Source organism: Flavobacterium sp. LHD-80 (assembly GCF_030929605.1).
Lineage (GTDB): Bacteria > Bacteroidota > Bacteroidia > Flavobacteriales > Flavobacteriaceae > Flavobacterium.
In genome coordinates, this window is the sequence record NZ_JAVFVS010000011.1 from 259,796 (window position 1) to 275,803 (window position 16,008).

Below are 16,008 nucleotides of genomic sequence, written 5' to 3' on the forward strand. Positions count from 1 at the left end.
GATTCCTCGTTCCTCGGAATGACAAAACTGGGTTTGGATAATCGAAAAAAACTTAGAACCTTAGCAACTCAGAACCTCAGAACCTTTTTTAAGAATGAAATTCTGAACTATCCTGAGGCGTCTCTTTCCGATCAAACATCCCATAATCACGAACAACATTCGCAATTCTCAAATGATAATCTTTAAAAACTTCATTTCTGCCTTTTGCTTGTGCATGGCGATGCATTTCCAGATTTCGCCATTGCTGAATGCTTTCTTCATCTCTCCAAAAAGACAAAGACAAAACTTTTTCAGGATTGCTAAAACTCTGAAAACGTTCAATCGAAATAAAGCCTTCAATGTGGTCTAATTCAGGACGCAAGTTCAAAGCAATATCCAAATATTCTTCTTTTTTTCCTTCGTTCGGAATAACTTCAAAAATTACAGCTATCATATTTTTATTTTTTATTGTAATGAAATCCAGATTGTCTTTGGTAATCTGGCGTTGATCATGGGTTCGTATTGAATATTGTTTTCTAAAAGTTGTATCGTTTTATAGTTATCAAATAAAAACCATAAAGCGTCAGTTGCTAACTGAATCGAAAAATATTTTGCCAGACACATATGTCCACCAATTCCGAAAGTTAGATTTTCATTATTATTGCTTCTTCCAATGTCAAAGTTAATTGGATTTTTAAACTTTTCAGAATCGCGGTTAGCCGATGCAAGCACGACTAAAATTGGATCATTTTTTTTAATTAGGCTTTCGCCGATGTAAAAATCTTCAGTCGCAATTCGTCTGGTATTATGAATTGGAGGATCAAAACGCAAAGTTTCAATAACCGATTTTTGTATTTCGATTTTATTCGAAAATGTTTTATTATTAAGAATTTGTAGCAAAGAATTGCTCAAAATTCCTCTTCCGGCATCATAACTCTGAATAAATAAACCGATTAAATTACTAATGCTTATTGTTTTGATTTCGTCAAGCGAAAGAGAATTTGATTGTAAAATTTTGGCTAACAAAGATTCGTAAAAATCTAATGAAGAAAGCTGTTTTTCTACAATCGAAAAGATTGCTGACGAAATTTTATTTATAGATTCGACTTGCGCTTCTGTTTTCTGCGGAAGCATTATTTTAACCAAATATTCAATTTGATTTGAAATAAATTCACAATCCTTTTCTTCAAAACCAAAACTTTTCGAAATAACCAAAACAGGCAATTTTTTACAAACCGAATTTACCCAATCGATTTTATGCTTTGCTAAGTTGCTTTTTATTAAATCAGAAATAATCGAATTAATATTGACAGATTTCATGTTTGAAAACAACAACATTGCGATTTCTTTTGAAATTTCATGCTGAATTCCGTTTGATAATCGAGTAAGATTATTTAAAATTTCTAAAGCCTTTTTATTCAGTTTTTGTTCATTATTTCGATTTACAACTGGAATTTCGGCTTTCGGATTTTTCAAAATAGAAACACAATCTTCATAAGAATAAATTGCCCATATTTTATTCGTTTCATCCCAAAAAACAGGATTGTTATGCAACATAGTTTTATAGATCAAATAAGGATTGCCGATCTCAGATTGAAGGAATAAAGTCGAATTCATGTTGAATGTTTTTGACAAAGTTATTTAACTTTACAAAGCAATACTTCAGTCTGCGCTTAACTATGAATATCGAAATGGAAGATCAATTTATAAAAACGGCATCATTAATTGGCGACCCAACGCGCGCCTCAATTCTGTGGACTTTAATGGATGGCAGAGCTTTTACAGCTACAGAATTAGCTGTTTCTGTAAATACGTCACCGCAAAATATAAGCATGCATTTAGGGAAATTGCTCGATGCCGATTTGCTTTGTGTAGAAAAACAAGGCCGTCATAAATATTATAGATTTTCGAATAAAGAAGTTGCATATGCGCTTGAAGCAATGGCAAATCTTGTCCCGAAGCCAGTTGTTCCTTCAAAAAATAAACCCGAAAAATATCCTCCAATAAAATTCTGCAGAACCTGTTACGATCATTTGGCTGGAAAAATTGGAGTTGCTTTGACCGATAGTTTATTGGAACAAAATATACTTGTAGAGAAAAACAACGCTTTCGAAATTAGCCGAGAAGGAGAAAAATGGTTTTATGATTTTGGAATTAATTTAGAAGAAGCTCAAAAACAAAAACGAATATTTTTGAAACCTTGCCTGGATTGGAGCGAACGAAGAAATCATATTGCCGGTTCAGTTGGAACTTTGCTTTTCAATAAAATGATAAAAGAAGACTGGCTTAGAAAAACCGAAAATTCAAGAGCAATAATTGTCACCGGAAAAGGAGAGGTGGCGTTGTTGAAGTATTTTAAGATTGTTATTTAGTCAACTTAGACTTATTAGATTGTTGGACTTCTTAGAAGTTTAGACTTTAGATAAAGTTTGTCATTCCGAGGAACGAGGAATCTCCACGAGTAGCTCTACAAAGATTGACAATTTTAGGAACGGAGTTTCTTGCGGAGATTCCTCGTTCCTCAGAATGACAATATTGTGGAAAATGTTCTATAAAAAAACTTAGTGTCTTAGCGACTTAGTGGCTCAGAACCTTCAGAAAAAAGAAACTCAATCACCTTATCATACAATTCATCATCATGCATTCCGTGGCCTAAACCTTTGGTTTCAATAAATTGGCTGTTTTTCCAGTTACTGGCGATTTTTTTTCCTTCTTCAAAAGCAACAATTTTGTCTGAAGTATCATGCGCAATTAAGCCAGGAACATTAAATACTGAAGCAAATTTCTGTCCCGAAAAATCTTCTAATTTAAAGTTGAAACGTTCCATGAATTTGCTTTCCAAAAGTGAAAACATTTTGGTGTTTAAACTCAACATTGAAACGTAATTGTCAATCAAGGTTTTTAATTCGGATGGAGCTCCCAAAATCACCATTTTATTTATGCTCGTATTCGGAAATAAATATTGATGATACACGCAAGCGGCGCCTCCAATAGAATGTCCAATAATAATTTTCGGCTGATATTTTTCTACAGCTTTATTGATGAATTCAGCATAAAGCGGGACGTTGAATTCTTTTCCACTGCTTTGTCCGTGCGCGGGTGCATCAATAGCAATAATTGTACTTCCAGATTTTTGAAGATGTGGCAAGGTTTTTTTCCAGCGTGAAGCATTGCTTTCCCAGCCGTGAACTAGTAAAATTTTGGTTTCATTTCCTTTCCAAACATACGTCTGAAAATGATGTTCGTTATGATGAAAGGTTTCGGTTTCTGTGTTTTTTAAAACTTTAGGTAATGTTTCTTTCTGCAATCTGCCAATTCTCGGCTGACTGAAAAGTGCATATGAAAGTTCAACAGCTTTTTGCGGACGAACATAACTTAAAAAGTTAATATATGATCCAACTGATTTTAATGTGATAAAACGAATTCCTTTTTTAATTCCCAAAACAAGTAATTTAAATGTAAAATAATATGCGGGAATCGATTTAAAAAAGTTTCGCCACGAATTACACAAATTTAGCACGAATTTTTATTCCATTTAGGAACAAATTAAAAATTAGTGGAAATTAGTGTCATTCGTGGCGAAAAATAAGTGCAAAAAAAAAGTCCCGATTTAATCGGGACTCGTGTTATTTAGAATTTAGAGAACAATTGTTCCATTTTTTCTTTTTCTTCTTCAGCTAATTGAGTATCAACTAAAATTCTTCCAGAATGCTCATCAGTGATGATTTTCTTTCTTGAAGCGATCTCAACTTGAGTTTGTGGTGGAATCGTAAAGAAAGATCCAGCAGAAGCTCCTCTTTCGATAGAAACTACAGCTAATCCGTTACGAACACTGCTTCTGATTCTGTTGTAAGCAGCTAATAATCTGTCTTCGATTTGAGCAGCAAACTCCGCTGATTTCTCAGATAAGAAGATTTCTTCTTTTTGAGTTTCAGCCATAATTGCATCAAGTTCAGATTTTTTATGTTTTAAATGAGAGCTTTTTGCGTCAAGTTTTTCTTTTAAGTTAGAAATAACTTCTTTTTTATGTTCGATAGAAGCTTTCATTTCTTTGATTTGCTTTTCAGCCAATTGAATTTCCAATTCTTGAAATTCAACCTCTTTAGTCAAAGAATTAAATTCTCTGTTATTACGAACTGATTCTTGTTGTTTTGTGTATTTTTTGATAACTTCTTTGTGCTCCTCAATAGCAATTTTCTTTGCTTTGATTTGCTCCTCAATCACTTCAAGTTCACCTTTCAGTTTCTCTGAACGAGTGCTCAAACCTGCAACTTCATCTTCTAAATCTTCAACCTCTAAAGGAAGTTCTCCTCTAACGTTTCTGATTTCGTCAATTCTAGAGTCAATAAGCTGTAAATCGTATATTGCTCTTAACTTGTCCTCAACACTTAATTCTTTCGTATTCGCCATATTCTATAAGTTTCTATAAGTACTTAACTGGATTTGTATTTTCTTCTGATAAAATGATGGCAAAATTAAGGATTTTTTTTCGAAGAAAATCAACAATATAGTTTTTTGTATAGCGTTCACTCTCAAAATGACCAATATCGGCTAAAAGTAGTCGATTTTCTGCTTCATAAAATTGATGATATTTTAAATCGGCGGTTAAAAAAGCATCGGCTCCAGCCTGAATCGCATTTTTTATCGCAAAACTTCCTGAGCCTCCCAAAACGGCAACTTTCTTGATTTTTTTTCCTAAAAAGGTAGAATGACGGATTCCGTCAGCAATCATTTTACTTTTTACAAACTGAAGAAATTCTTTTTCATCCATTTCATTTTCAAATTCGCCAATCATTCCTAAACCAATGTTTTGATGGGAATTTTCAAGATTATAAATTTCATAAGCAACTTCTTCATAAATATGATTGGAGAATAATGCTTTTAAAATTCTGGATTGCAAATGTTTTTCAAATGTAACTTCAATTTTTATTTCTTGAGTTTCGGTTAATTCGTGACGTTCTCCAATAACAGGATTACTTTCTGAATTGCCTTTATAAGTTCCGATTCCATCAGAATTAAAACTGCAATTTTCATAATTTCCAATTGTTCCTGCCCCAGCATCAAATAAAGCCTGACGAACTTTTTGAGCATTTTCTGGAACAGTATAAGTCACTAGTTTTTGAATGAAATTCTGTTTAGGAATTAAAACTTTAGCATTTGTTAATCCTAAAGCATCACAGAATATTTTATTTATGCCAGCCGAATGATTGTCTAAAGCGGTATGAACAGCATAAATTGCGATGTCATTTTTAATCGCTTTTAAAATCGCACGCTCGACATAGTTTTTACCAGTAATTTTTTTAATTCCCGAAAATAAAATGGGATGAAAACAAACCACCAAATTGCAGTTTTTAGAAATTGCTTCGTCAATAACACTTTCTAATGCGTCGTGACAAACTAAAACTCCGGTGCTTTCCGTTTCTGCATTTCCAACTAAAAGTCCAACATTGTCAAAATCTTCGGCGTAAGCCAAAGGCGCCATTTCTTCGAGGACTGCTATTATATTTGATATTTTCATTGTTTCAAGTTTCAGGTTTCAAGTTTCAGGTTCGCTAAAACTTGAAACAAATTAACGAAAAAAATTATACTTTCGTAAAATGAATCTACTCCGAAAAATCCTTTTCCCGTTCGCCATTTTATACGGCTTCATTACTTCAATCAGAAATTTTCTTTTTGATAAAGGAATTCTGAAATCAACTTCATTTGATATTCCGGTTATTGCCGTTGGAAATTTAAGCGTTGGAGGAACCGGGAAAACACCTCAAATTGAATATTTAATTCGGTTATTGTCTGGTCAATATAAAGTTGCGACTTTAAGCCGTGGTTATAAAAGAAAATCGGAAGGTTTTGTTTTGGCTGATGCAACTTCGAATGCCGAAATTTTGGGAGATGAACCTTTTCAATTCTATCAAAAATTCCCCAATGTTCAAGTTGCAGTTGATGCCGACAGAACAAACGGAATTTCACAATTGCTTTCGCAGAAAAACAAACCAGAAGTTATTTTGCTTGATGATGCTTATCAACACCGAAAAGTAAAAGCTGGTTTTTATATTTTATTGACTTCTTACGATGATTTGTACGCAGATGATTTCATGCTTCCGACAGGAAATTTGCGTGAAAGTAGGAGCGGAGCAAATCGTGCAAATATTGTCGTTGTAACAAAGTGCCCGAGGAATTTATCAGATGATAAACAGGCTGAAATTCGATTGAAATTAAATTTAAGTTGTTCGCAACAAAGCTTTTTTACTTTTATAGATTATGATGATGTAATTTATGGAAAAGAAGAAAAAATTGCGGTTAGTGAAATAAAATCAGAATCGAAATTGCTTCTTGCTGGAATTGCAAAACCAAAACCATTTTTCGATTATCTGAAAAATGAAACAGATGAATGTCTGACTTTTCCTGATCATCACCATTTTTCTGAGGCCGATTTAGATTCCATTCAGAATAAAGCAAATGGAAAAAAAATCATCACAACAGAGAAAGATTATGTTCGCTTAAAAGATTCTAAACTGGTTTCGCAATTGTATTATCTACCTATAAAAAGTACTTTTATTAATCATCATCAAAATTTTGATGCGACGGTTTTGGAGTATGTCAAAAGAAGCTTGGTCCCGATAGCTATCGGGATAGCAACTTAGAGACTTAGCATCTCAAAAATCAATCAAAAAACTTCGCAATTGTGCTGTAAAATTCGTCAGGAACAAATGGTTTTGTAATTACATCGTTCATTCCGAAAGATAAAAGCATATCTCTGTTTTCGTCAAGCGAAATTGCTGTAAGAGCAATAATTGGAGTAGTTTTGTCAAATTCCCGAATCAGCTTTGTAGCAGTTGTTCCGTTGATTCCAGGTAAATGAACATCCATTAAAACCATATCAAAACGATTTACTTTCAAAAGCTCGACAGCTTCTTCGCCATTGTCGATAATTTGGCACTGAATTGCTTTATTTTCGAGCATTTTTCGAGTAATCATTTGATTGATTTTGTTGTCTTCAATCAGTAAAATCGATTTGTGCTCTAATTGTTTGTCGTTGTAAAGTTTAGTGATTTCTTCTGTAACTTCTAATGGTTCTTTGTTGATGTTGAAATTCAGTTTAAATGTAAAAGTTGACCCCTTGCCAACTTCACTTTTAAGTTTGATCTCACCGCCCAAAAGTTCAATTAGTTTTTTTACAATCGTAAGTCCTAATCCTGTTCCGCCATATTTGCGGTTCACTTCGATAGAACCTTGCGAAAAACTTTCAAAAACAGATTGTAATTTGTCTTCAGGAATACCAATTCCGGTATCAACAATTTCGAAGTAAACGGTTGCATTTTCTTCTTCAATTGCATATAATTTTGCAATTACATTTACATGTCCGTTTTGAGTAAATTTTAAAGCATTGTTGATTAAGTTCAATATGATTTGAGACAATTTTGTTGGATCTCCAATTAAATTATCCGGAATAGCTTCGTCAATTTCAAGATTGAAATAGTTTTTATTGGCTGTAGCCAATTCTTTTAACGAACTCTGAATGTTGAACAAAAGCTCCTTTAAATTGAAACTAATGTATTCGACTTCAACTTTTGTAGAATCAATTTTATTGATTTCCAGAATTTCATTAATAAAAGTTGTGAGATAGTTTCCCGAAAATTTCAGCGATTCTAAATATTTCAACTGATTTTTTTTCGGATTATCTTCTAAAAGCAAATGTGTAATTCCGTTTATGGCATTCAGAGGCGTCCGGAGTTCGTGGCTCACGGTTGATAAAAATTCAGATCTGGCTTTTGATGCTTTTTCGGCTTTGTTTTTGGCAAGAATCAGTTCTTTGTTTTTCTCTCTTAAAAGTAAATTATTCTGATTTCGAATAATATTATTTTTGTATAAAGCCAAACTTAAAAGGGATAAAATCGAAATCAAGGCAATCGCCAAAATACTTACCAATTTTGAATATCGATAGGTTTTTAATTGAATTTTTTGGTCGCTTTCGCGTTTTAGCGTATTATTGATCGACTGCGTTTTTTTGAATTTCTCAAATTCATTGAGATCCAGTTTCGCATTTTTAAGTTTTGAAATATAATTTTCGATCTGATAATGTTCGTCGAGATAAGAGTAGGCGAGATCAAAGTTTCTGTTTTTTTTGTAATACTGACTAATAGCGAGAATGATCTTTGATTTTTGAAATAGATCATTGTTTTTAGCGCTGTAGTCCAAAGCATTGTCAAAATAAACTAAAGCTGAGTCATTTCGTTTAAGAGTTGTTTCAATCAATCCAAGCTGATAATAAGAATCTGCTTTGGTTTTTATGATTTTTGGATTATCAGACTTCTTTATTATTTTTTGAAAAGTTTTAGCAGCAAGTGGCAAATTTTTACCAATTTTTAACGCCGTTGCTTTTTGATAATCTAAAACTTCAGCGTGATCAACAAGTTTTAGCTGTTTTAGAAGACTGTCTGCTTTTTTATAATAAATATTGCCAATTTCAAAATTTCCCTGTGCAGTATTTGTGGCACCAATATAATGCAAAGCCAAGATTTTAGTACAAGTTGGATTTACCTTATCAAATAACGAAACGCTTTTGTGAAAGTTTTTTAACGCTGCGTCATATTTCTGCTGGTTGTAATAGATTTTACCCAGTTTGAAAGTTTGATTGGCTAAATTTTCACCTTTATTGTTAGTTTGGCAAAAGTCAATAGATTTTTTAGTGTAAAAAACGGCCTGATTATACTTTTTCTTATCAAGATTTGAGTTGGCTAGTTTATTATAATAGGAAACACTGTCTGTATTCTTCTTGGTTTGAGAATACAAAAATGAATTTAAAAAACAAACAAGAATAAGAATGCGGTATTTCATGTATGGCAATGCTTTTACAATGAATTCTATGTTTTTCTTATCAGTAAAATCAAATCAATTAATCTTGATGAATAGCCAATTTCGTTATCGTACCAGCCCACTACTTTTACCATTTTGTCAATGACAGAAGTAAGTTGTGCATCAAATAAGCACGAATGCGTATTGCCAATTATATCAACAGAAACGATAGGATCTTCTGTGTAATCTAATATTCCTTTTAAATTTGTTTTAGAAGCTTGTTCAAATGCTTTATTAATTTCTTCAATAGTAACAGCACGCTTTACATTGAATGTAATGTCTGTTAATGAACCATCGGGAACAGGAACACGAATGCCGCATCCTCCGATTTTTTCATGCAATTTAGGAAAAATTTTTGTTAATGCCTTAGCTGCACCTGTTGTTGTTGGAACAATTGACTGACTTGCTCCTCTCGCTCTGCGTAAATCCTTATGGGGCTGGTCGTGAAGACTTTGATCAGTTGTGTATGAATGTATGGTTGTAATGTAAGCTTGTTCAATCCCGCACAATTCATCAATGATTTTAATCATTGGTGCGGCGTTGTTTGTTGTACAGCTTGCATTTGAAACAATTGTTTCGCTTCCGTCTAAAATAGTTTCATTAACACCCAAAACTACAGTTTTTATAGTGTCAACTTCTGATGGGGCTGAAAGAATTACCTTTTTTGCTCCAGCTTCTAAATGCGCGTTTAATTCTTCGTGCGTTTTGTATTTTCCGGTTGATTCAACTACAAAATCAATATTTTGGCTTTTCCAGTCTAAGTTAGAAATGCTTTTTTCATGAAAAAACAAATACGGCTTGTTGTCAACAATAATTGATTCTTCATTATGACTTACAGCAAAAGGCAAAACACCATGGATGCTGTCGTATTTTATTAAATGTGCCATTGTTTTGTTGTCAGCGATATCGTTGATAGCAACAACTTCAATTTCGGGATGGTTTAAAAGAAGGCGGAATAAATTTCTTCCAATTCTTCCAAAACCATTTATAGCAATTCTTGTTTTCAATTATTTGGTTTATTCGTTTAATCGTTGAAATCGTTTAATTGTTTTAAACCGTTAAGCGCATCTACGATTAAACGACTAACCAATTAAACGATTAACTTTTATTTATAAAATATGTTTTTGCGCTTTGTATGAAGAACGAACCAATGGCCCGCTTTCGACATGACGAAAACCTAATTCAAGCCCAAATTTTTCGTATTTTGCAAATTGTTCAGGAGTAATAAATTCCTTTACAGGCAAATGTTTTTTACTTGGCTGTAAATATTGGCCAATAGTTACAACATCAACATTTGCATTGCGTAAATCAGTCATGGTTTGAAAAACTTCTTCTTCAGTTTCACCAAGACCTAGCATAATACCTGATTTGGTTCTGTTGATTCCTTTTTCTTTTAAGTAACGTAAAACTTCAAGGCTACGATCGTATTTTGCCTGAATACGCACTTCGCGAGTTAAACGGCGAACCGTTTCAACATTGTGCGAAACCACTTCTGGATTTGCTTCAACAATACGGTCAAGGTTTCTTTCGATTCCTTGAAAATCAGGAACTAAAGTTTCTAAGGTAGTATTTGGGTTCATTCGGCGGATTGCTTTTACTGTTTCTATCCAGATGATAGAACCGCCATCTTTTAAATCATCTCTATCAACACTTGTAATTACAGCGTGTTTGATGTTCATGATTTTAATAGAACGTGCTACTTTTTCAGGTTCATCCCAGTCTACAGTTTCTGGTCGGCCGGTTTTTACACCGCAAAATCCACAAGAACGCGTGCAGACATTTCCCAGAATCATAAAAGTTGCAGTTCCTTCGCCCCAGCATTCACCCATATTTGGGCAACTTCCAGAGGTACAAATCGTATTTAAGCTGTATTTATCAACTAAACCGCGAAGTTCAGTATATTTTTGTCCAATCGGAAGTTTAACCTTCAACCATTTAGGTTTTCCGCTTGGTATATTCTCAATGACTGTTTCCATATATCAAAATTCAAAACACAAAGATACGGAATGTAGTTTATTTTGAGATTTGTTTGAGGGTTAATTTGGTGTGTTTGCCTTTAATGAAATTGAAGTTTGTTTTGAATATAATTTGTTTTAAATGTTAAAAATGCAATTTTTCAGAGTTTTATTGGTCTAAATATTTCTGTTTTAATTTATTTAGTCCGCCAAGTCTGATAATTATGATATCTGATTGACTTTTAATCCTTTAAATTTTATACCTTTATTTGTTGTAAAATAGCGTTTTTTCGAAATAAAATTAGAAATATAATGTAGTACATTTGGTGTTAAATTGTAATAAATAAAAACATGGAAAAGAAATTTATCGTTTTAGGAGTTTTATTTGCCACATTAGGTTTTACTAAAATGAATGCGCAAATTAATTTAGGAGATAAGGCAATGGGAGCGCTGCAAAAAGGTGTTACTAGTTTTACCTTGACAAATGCTGATGCGGCGACTTTATCTAAAGAAGCTGTTCGTAAATTAGATTCTACTAATGAAGTTGCAGGACCAAATGATGGTTATACTTTAAGATTAAACAGAGTTTTTGGAAAATATACTTCAGGTGAAGGATATACGCTGAATTATAAAGTTTATAAATTGAAAGAAGTAAATGCATTTGCAACAGCTGATGGAAGTGTTCGCGTATATTCTGGTTTAATGGATATTATGGATGATAATGAATTGCTAGCGGTTATCGGCCACGAAATTGGTCACGTTGCCAATAATGATACAAGAGATGCTATGCGTGCTGCGTACCAAAAAGAAGCTTTAATCGATGGGGCATCTTCGCAATCAGCAAAAATTTCTTCTGTTACGGATAGCCAGTTAGGTAAAATTGGAAGCGCAATGATTGACAGTAAACACAGTCGTAAACAAGAAGCTGAAGCAGATTTGTTTTCGTATAATTTCTTGAAGAAAAATGGATATGATGTGAATGCTGAAGAATCTGCTTTTAGAATTTTAGCAAAAATGAGCGAAGGAGCTGAAGCTTCGTTTCTTGACAGAATGATGAGCTCACACCCTGATTCTGCTAAAAGAGCCGATGACGCAAAAAAGAGAGCTGAGAAAGACGGTTTATACAAACCATATGTACAGCAGAAAATTGTAAACACTGTTCCAGTTGCTAAAGCTACAACGACAAAAAAAGCAACAACAACTAAGAAAACAACAACAGCAAAAAAGAAATAATAAGTTATAAAAAAACCGGCAATTTAAATTTGCCGGTTTTTTTATTTTATTGATTATCCTAAAACGTGATGTGCTAAAACTTTCTGAACATCATACACATTTACAGATTTGTTGAATTGCTTTACAATACTTGGGTGTAATTCGCTTGAAACCCAAATTTTTAATTCGGCATCTAAATCAAAAGTACCTGCAGTTTCTACGCTGAAACGTGTAATGCTTTTATAAGCAATCGATTTGTATTCTGTTTTGCTTCCTGTAATTCCTTGTACGTCAACCAGGATTAATCTTTTATTTGTGAAAATAAAAGTATCACGAATTAATTTGAAACCCATTTCAATTTCTTCGTTATCAGTTAAAAGTTGACCGTATTTTTTTAATAGATCATCTTGGCTGACAGTACCCGCGTTGCCCATTAGTGCAGAAAATATTCCCATTTTTTAGTTTTTAATTTTAATAAAATTGTTTTGCCTTTTAAGGAGGCGTAAAGGTAAGTAAAATTAAAAAAGAAGCTGTTTTTGATTTGATAAGAATGTATTTAAAAATAGTAAGCAAAAAAAAGCAGAACCTAAGTTCTGCTTTCTCCGTTTTTTGATTATTATTTTATTCCGGTTGTGTTTTAATTGTTATCGGAAGATTATATGCTGTTCTAACAGGTTTGCCGTTTAAGATACCTGGAGTCCATTTTGTTTTTAATGATTTTAACACTCTAATAGCTTCTTTGCCCATTCCATATCCTGGATCTTTTTGTACCATGATGTCAGTTATTGATCCATCTCTTTCAATTACAAAAGAAACATATACTTTAAGAGTCATTTCGGTATCAAGTTCTGGTCTTTTAAAGTTGTTTCCAACATAGCTGTAAAACTTGTCCATTCCTCCAGGAAATCCAGGCATTTTGTCTAATGTTGCAGCAATTACAGGTTCATTAGTTGCTGGTTCGCCGATTGCTTCGCTTCCGCTAGTGCCACTTCCTGGTATTGCATTTGTTATTGTTCCATCACCAGGTGTAGCATTGTCTACAACAGGAGTGTTTTCATTATTAGTTGCAATTTCCTGAACAGCTTCTTCTGTACGAGATACAACAGGATTTGTTAATTGTGCAGAAGTAATTGGTTTAGCAGCTTCCTGTTTTTGTGCAGGCGGAGCAACAGTTTCCTTTGGTTCTGGTTTTACAAGGTCAGGTGTAATGTTAATTGGTGTTATCGGACAAGAAATTATTCCTGGGTCATCAACAACAGGTGTTCTAAACTTATTAATCAGCATCGATACGCTTCCCATGGCGGTTATTAACAACAATGCGATAAATAAGGCATTAATTGTAGTTCTCGGATTTTCTTGACGTAATTGATACGCTCCGTACTCTTTGTTTTTGTTTTCGAAAACAAGATTGGTCCACTTGCTTTCATAGATGCTTGATTTAGACATGATTTTTGGATTTTAAGGTTAAGTAACTTTAAATCATACGCGATTAGGATTGGGTTTTAGCAAACAACGTAGATGTTGTTGTTTTATTATGTTAGAAATTAAGTTTTTTAAGAAAAAATATGATTATATTTTATTCTTTACCTAAAGATAATGAATTATCTGTTACGTTCTATAATTTCTGCTAATAATTTTTTAGCGCGTAATAATTTTACTTTTACATTGCTTAAAGGCTCGTCAATTTTGTCTGCGATTTCTTGATAGGACAATTCTTGGAAGTATCTAAGCTGGATTACTTCCTGATAATGGGGTTTTAATTCTTTGATGCAAAGTAGCAAACGGGATAAATTTTGCTCTTTAATTAAAGCATCTTCTGCAGAGGGAGTAGGGTCGGCGATATTGTATGCCTGTTGGTCTTCGCTGTCTGTGATTTCGATAAAAAGATTGGTTTTCTTTTTTCGAAGCAAATCAATATAAACATTTTTTGCAATACTGATTAACCAGGTATTGAATTTGAATTCAGAGTTGTAAGTGGCAATTTTGTCGAAAGCTTTTGAGAAAGTTTCAATGGTAATATCTTCAGCAGTTGTTTCGTTTTCGGTACGTTTTAGCATAAAGCCGTACACTTCATTCCAGTAAAAATCTAATAAAAAAGTAAAGGCGATCTGATCGCCTTTTTTTGCTTTTTCTATTTTAGAATTTATTTCCAATGTACCGGTTTTGAAAAGATATTAGTTATAAAGATATTAATTTGTGTTAATATAAGCACTATCTCTACAACTGGAAACCAAATTTTGAGGTCTTTTTCTTTTAATTTTCCTGCCGAAAATCCCATTACTGTCCAAGCTACAGTATAACGTGTTGCAATAATTGCCAACACAGCAATCCATTGAAATTGGAAAGCCAATAAAAGAATAAAGAATATAAAGAAGAATAGTTGTGAGGTATAAAAAATACCCAACTGCATTTTATCAAAAAACTTATAATGTTCTGCGGTAGAAACATGTCTTCTTTTTTGACTGAACCATTCTTTATAAGACTCCTTTGGTTTTGAATACGTAAAACTTTCTGGATTATATGAAATTGTTGTATTTGATTTGTTTGCGGCTTGGTTGATAAATAAGTCATCATCACCAGAACGAACCTGGATATGATCAATAAATCCGTTTACATTAAAAAACTCTTCTTTTTTGTAAGCTAAATTTCGTCCCACTCCCATATATGGAGCTCCAATTTTGGCCCAAGAAAAATATTGAACTGCAGTTAAAATAGTTTCAAAACGGATGATTTTGTTCAACAATGAACGGTCGATTTTTTCATAACCTCCATAACCTAAAACAATAGTTTTGTTCATGGTAAATTGCGATGTCATTGAAGTAATCCAGTTTTTAGAAGTTGGATAACAATCAGCATCTGTAAATAATAGGTATTCTTTTTTAGAAGCTTTGATCCCTAGAGTTAAAGCGTATTTTTTATTTCCCCAGAAAGCTTCGTTGTTTTCAACTTTTACTAAACGAATATTAGAGAATTGTTTTTCAAATTCTTCAAAAACTTCTAAAGTTTCGTCGCTTGAAGCGTCATCAATCAAAACAATTTCAAAATCAGGATAATCTTGTTCTGCTAAAAGCGGGATGAATTTCTTTACATTTTCTTCTTCATTTTTAGCGCAGACAATTACCGAAACGGGAAGTTTTTTTGGTGTAATCTCTTGTGGTTTAGCAAAGGCAAACTTTCCAAATACACCTAAGTAATAAAAAAGTTGTACAACAACAATAGCAATAAAAAAGTAAAATAAAATTGTAAGCATCTGATTTTAATATCTTTTAATTTCTGAATCTTGCGAGTGCAAATGTACTTATGAATTCCTAATTTTCAATGTATAAAACCAATTTACTTTCGGCATTTTGACATTTCTTTTGCAACAGCAATAGCCTGAGGGTTTTCGGTCTTTTCTAATTCCGAAATTATGTTTTTATAATTAAAATCATCACGATTTTGAGACAATTTTTTAGTTGCTTGAATTTCACTGATTTCAATCTCAAAACCAAAGATTCCTCTCGCTTCGCGCATTGTTTTTGCTGATAAATCTTCAACGCGGATTGGGTTTTCTGAATTTGCTTCGTATTTGTCAACTAATTTTTTTAATTGCTCGACCGAAGTTTCATAATCTACAATCTTAATTTTTCCGTAAACATGTACGGCTATATAATTCCATGTTGGCACATTTTCATGATCATACCAAGAGGAAGAAATGTAACTGTGCGGACCGGTAAAAACAGCTAAAACTTCATCATTTTCTGCAAAACCTTCAGCCTGTGGATTCAGTTTTGAAATATGTCCTTGTAAAATTTCTTTTCCATCGGCATTAATTTCAAGCTCTATCGGAATATGTGTTGCGCATAATTTTCCGTTAGTCTGATTAATCAGAATTCCAAAACTATTTTCTTTTAGAAAAGTTCTGATTTCTTCAGGGTTCTCGTTTTTGTATAAGTCTGGAGTGTACATTTTTTCTTTTTTAGGTTCAAAGGCTCAAAGAAACAAAGGCTCAAAGGTTTTTATCTCAAAA

Annotated in this window: 16 protein-coding genes; 3 read left to right on the forward strand and 13 right to left on the reverse strand. The window is 33.0% G+C overall.

Annotated elements, in window-relative coordinates; all coding sequences use genetic code 11:
- Positions 1 to 88 precede the first annotated feature (88 nt).
- Both RB619_RS16020 and RB619_RS16025 read right to left on the reverse strand, forming a co-directional pair.
- Entirely contained in the window at positions 89 to 433 is a 345-nt protein-coding gene (locus RB619_RS16020) for an antibiotic biosynthesis monooxygenase (RefSeq protein WP_308099258.1), read from the reverse strand.
- Positions 434 to 444: 11 nt separating this feature from the next.
- The gene (locus tag RB619_RS16025; protein ID WP_308099261.1) at positions 445 to 1,596 is read right to left on the reverse strand and encodes a cytochrome P450; all 1,152 of its coding nucleotides are present in this window, start codon (positions 1,594 to 1,596) and stop codon (positions 445 to 447) included.
- Between the two features lie 62 nt (positions 1,597 to 1,658).
- On the opposite strand from RB619_RS16025, the gene RB619_RS16030 reads away from it, so the two are divergent.
- Positions 1,659 to 2,351 (forward strand): winged helix-turn-helix domain-containing protein, encoded by a 693-nt coding sequence (locus RB619_RS16030; RefSeq protein ID WP_308099263.1) that lies wholly within the window; start codon positions 1,659 to 1,661, stop codon positions 2,349 to 2,351.
- A 197-nt stretch (positions 2,352 to 2,548) separates the two neighbouring features.
- Here RB619_RS16030 and RB619_RS16035 read toward each other — a convergent pair whose 3' ends face one another.
- From RB619_RS16035 to RB619_RS16045, 3 genes are all read right to left on the reverse strand, one after another.
- Positions 2,549 to 3,421 carry an alpha/beta hydrolase gene (locus RB619_RS16035; RefSeq protein ID WP_308099265.1) on the reverse strand — a complete coding sequence of 291 codons (873 nt, stop codon included), beginning with the start codon at positions 3,419 to 3,421 and terminating at the stop codon, positions 2,549 to 2,551.
- Between the two features lie 188 nt (positions 3,422 to 3,609).
- Positions 3,610 to 4,389 carry a zinc ribbon domain-containing protein gene (locus RB619_RS16040; protein ID WP_144338743.1) on the reverse strand — a complete coding sequence of 260 codons (780 nt, stop codon included), beginning with the start codon at positions 4,387 to 4,389 and terminating at the stop codon, positions 3,610 to 3,612.
- Between the two features lie 13 nt (positions 4,390 to 4,402).
- Positions 4,403 to 5,497: a Nif3-like dinuclear metal center hexameric protein gene (locus RB619_RS16045; RefSeq protein ID WP_308099269.1), complete on the reverse strand. Its 1,095-nt coding sequence runs from the start codon at positions 5,495 to 5,497 to the stop codon at positions 4,403 to 4,405.
- 79 nt (positions 5,498 to 5,576) lie between these two features.
- Here RB619_RS16045 and lpxK point away from each other — a divergent pair, with 79 nt between their 5' ends.
- Entirely contained in the window at positions 5,577 to 6,620 is a 1,044-nt protein-coding gene (gene lpxK, locus RB619_RS16050; protein ID WP_308099271.1) for a tetraacyldisaccharide 4'-kinase, read from the forward strand.
- A gap of 19 nt (positions 6,621 to 6,639) precedes the next feature.
- On the opposite strand, the gene RB619_RS16055 is transcribed toward lpxK, so the two are convergent.
- From RB619_RS16055 to lipA, 3 genes are all read right to left on the reverse strand, one after another.
- Positions 6,640 to 8,814 carry an ATP-binding protein gene (locus tag RB619_RS16055; RefSeq protein WP_308099273.1) on the reverse strand — a complete coding sequence of 725 codons (2,175 nt, stop codon included), beginning with the start codon at positions 8,812 to 8,814 and terminating at the stop codon, positions 6,640 to 6,642.
- A gap of 26 nt (positions 8,815 to 8,840) precedes the next feature.
- Complete coding sequence (gene gap / locus RB619_RS16060; protein WP_308099275.1) at positions 8,841 to 9,839, reverse strand: type I glyceraldehyde-3-phosphate dehydrogenase; 999 nt, start codon at positions 9,837 to 9,839, stop codon at positions 8,841 to 8,843.
- A 102-nt stretch (positions 9,840 to 9,941) separates the two neighbouring features.
- On the reverse strand, positions 9,942 to 10,808 hold the full coding sequence (gene lipA / locus RB619_RS16065) for a lipoyl synthase (protein ID WP_308099277.1): 867 nt from the start codon (positions 10,806 to 10,808) through the stop codon (positions 9,942 to 9,944).
- Between the two features lie 330 nt (positions 10,809 to 11,138).
- Between lipA and RB619_RS16070 the strand changes: the two genes are divergently transcribed.
- Positions 11,139 to 12,020 (forward strand): M48 family metalloprotease, encoded by an 882-nt coding sequence (locus RB619_RS16070; RefSeq protein WP_308099279.1) that lies wholly within the window; start codon positions 11,139 to 11,141, stop codon positions 12,018 to 12,020.
- Between the two features lie 53 nt (positions 12,021 to 12,073).
- On the opposite strand, the gene RB619_RS16075 is transcribed toward RB619_RS16070, so the two are convergent.
- The 5 genes from RB619_RS16075 to RB619_RS16095 all read right to left on the reverse strand — a co-directional run bounded on the left by RB619_RS16075 (position 12,074) and on the right by RB619_RS16095 (position 15,947).
- On the reverse strand, positions 12,074 to 12,454 hold the full coding sequence (locus RB619_RS16075; protein ID WP_308099284.1) for a PH domain-containing protein: 381 nt from the start codon (positions 12,452 to 12,454) through the stop codon (positions 12,074 to 12,076).
- 166 nt (positions 12,455 to 12,620) lie between these two features.
- The gene (locus RB619_RS16080; RefSeq protein WP_308099286.1) at positions 12,621 to 13,445 is read right to left on the reverse strand and encodes an energy transducer TonB; all 825 of its coding nucleotides are present in this window, start codon (positions 13,443 to 13,445) and stop codon (positions 12,621 to 12,623) included.
- A gap of 155 nt (positions 13,446 to 13,600) precedes the next feature.
- Complete coding sequence (locus tag RB619_RS16085) at positions 13,601 to 14,152, reverse strand: sigma-70 family RNA polymerase sigma factor (RefSeq protein WP_308099288.1); 552 nt, start codon at positions 14,150 to 14,152, stop codon at positions 13,601 to 13,603.
- Entirely contained in the window at positions 14,143 to 15,249 is a 1,107-nt protein-coding gene (locus tag RB619_RS16090; protein WP_308099290.1) for a glycosyltransferase, read from the reverse strand. Before RB619_RS16090 ends, RB619_RS16085 begins: the two co-directional genes overlap by 10 nt.
- A gap of 83 nt (positions 15,250 to 15,332) precedes the next feature.
- Entirely contained in the window at positions 15,333 to 15,947 is a 615-nt protein-coding gene (locus RB619_RS16095; RefSeq protein WP_308099292.1) for an FMN-binding negative transcriptional regulator, read from the reverse strand.
- Positions 15,948 to 16,008 lie beyond the last annotated feature (61 nt).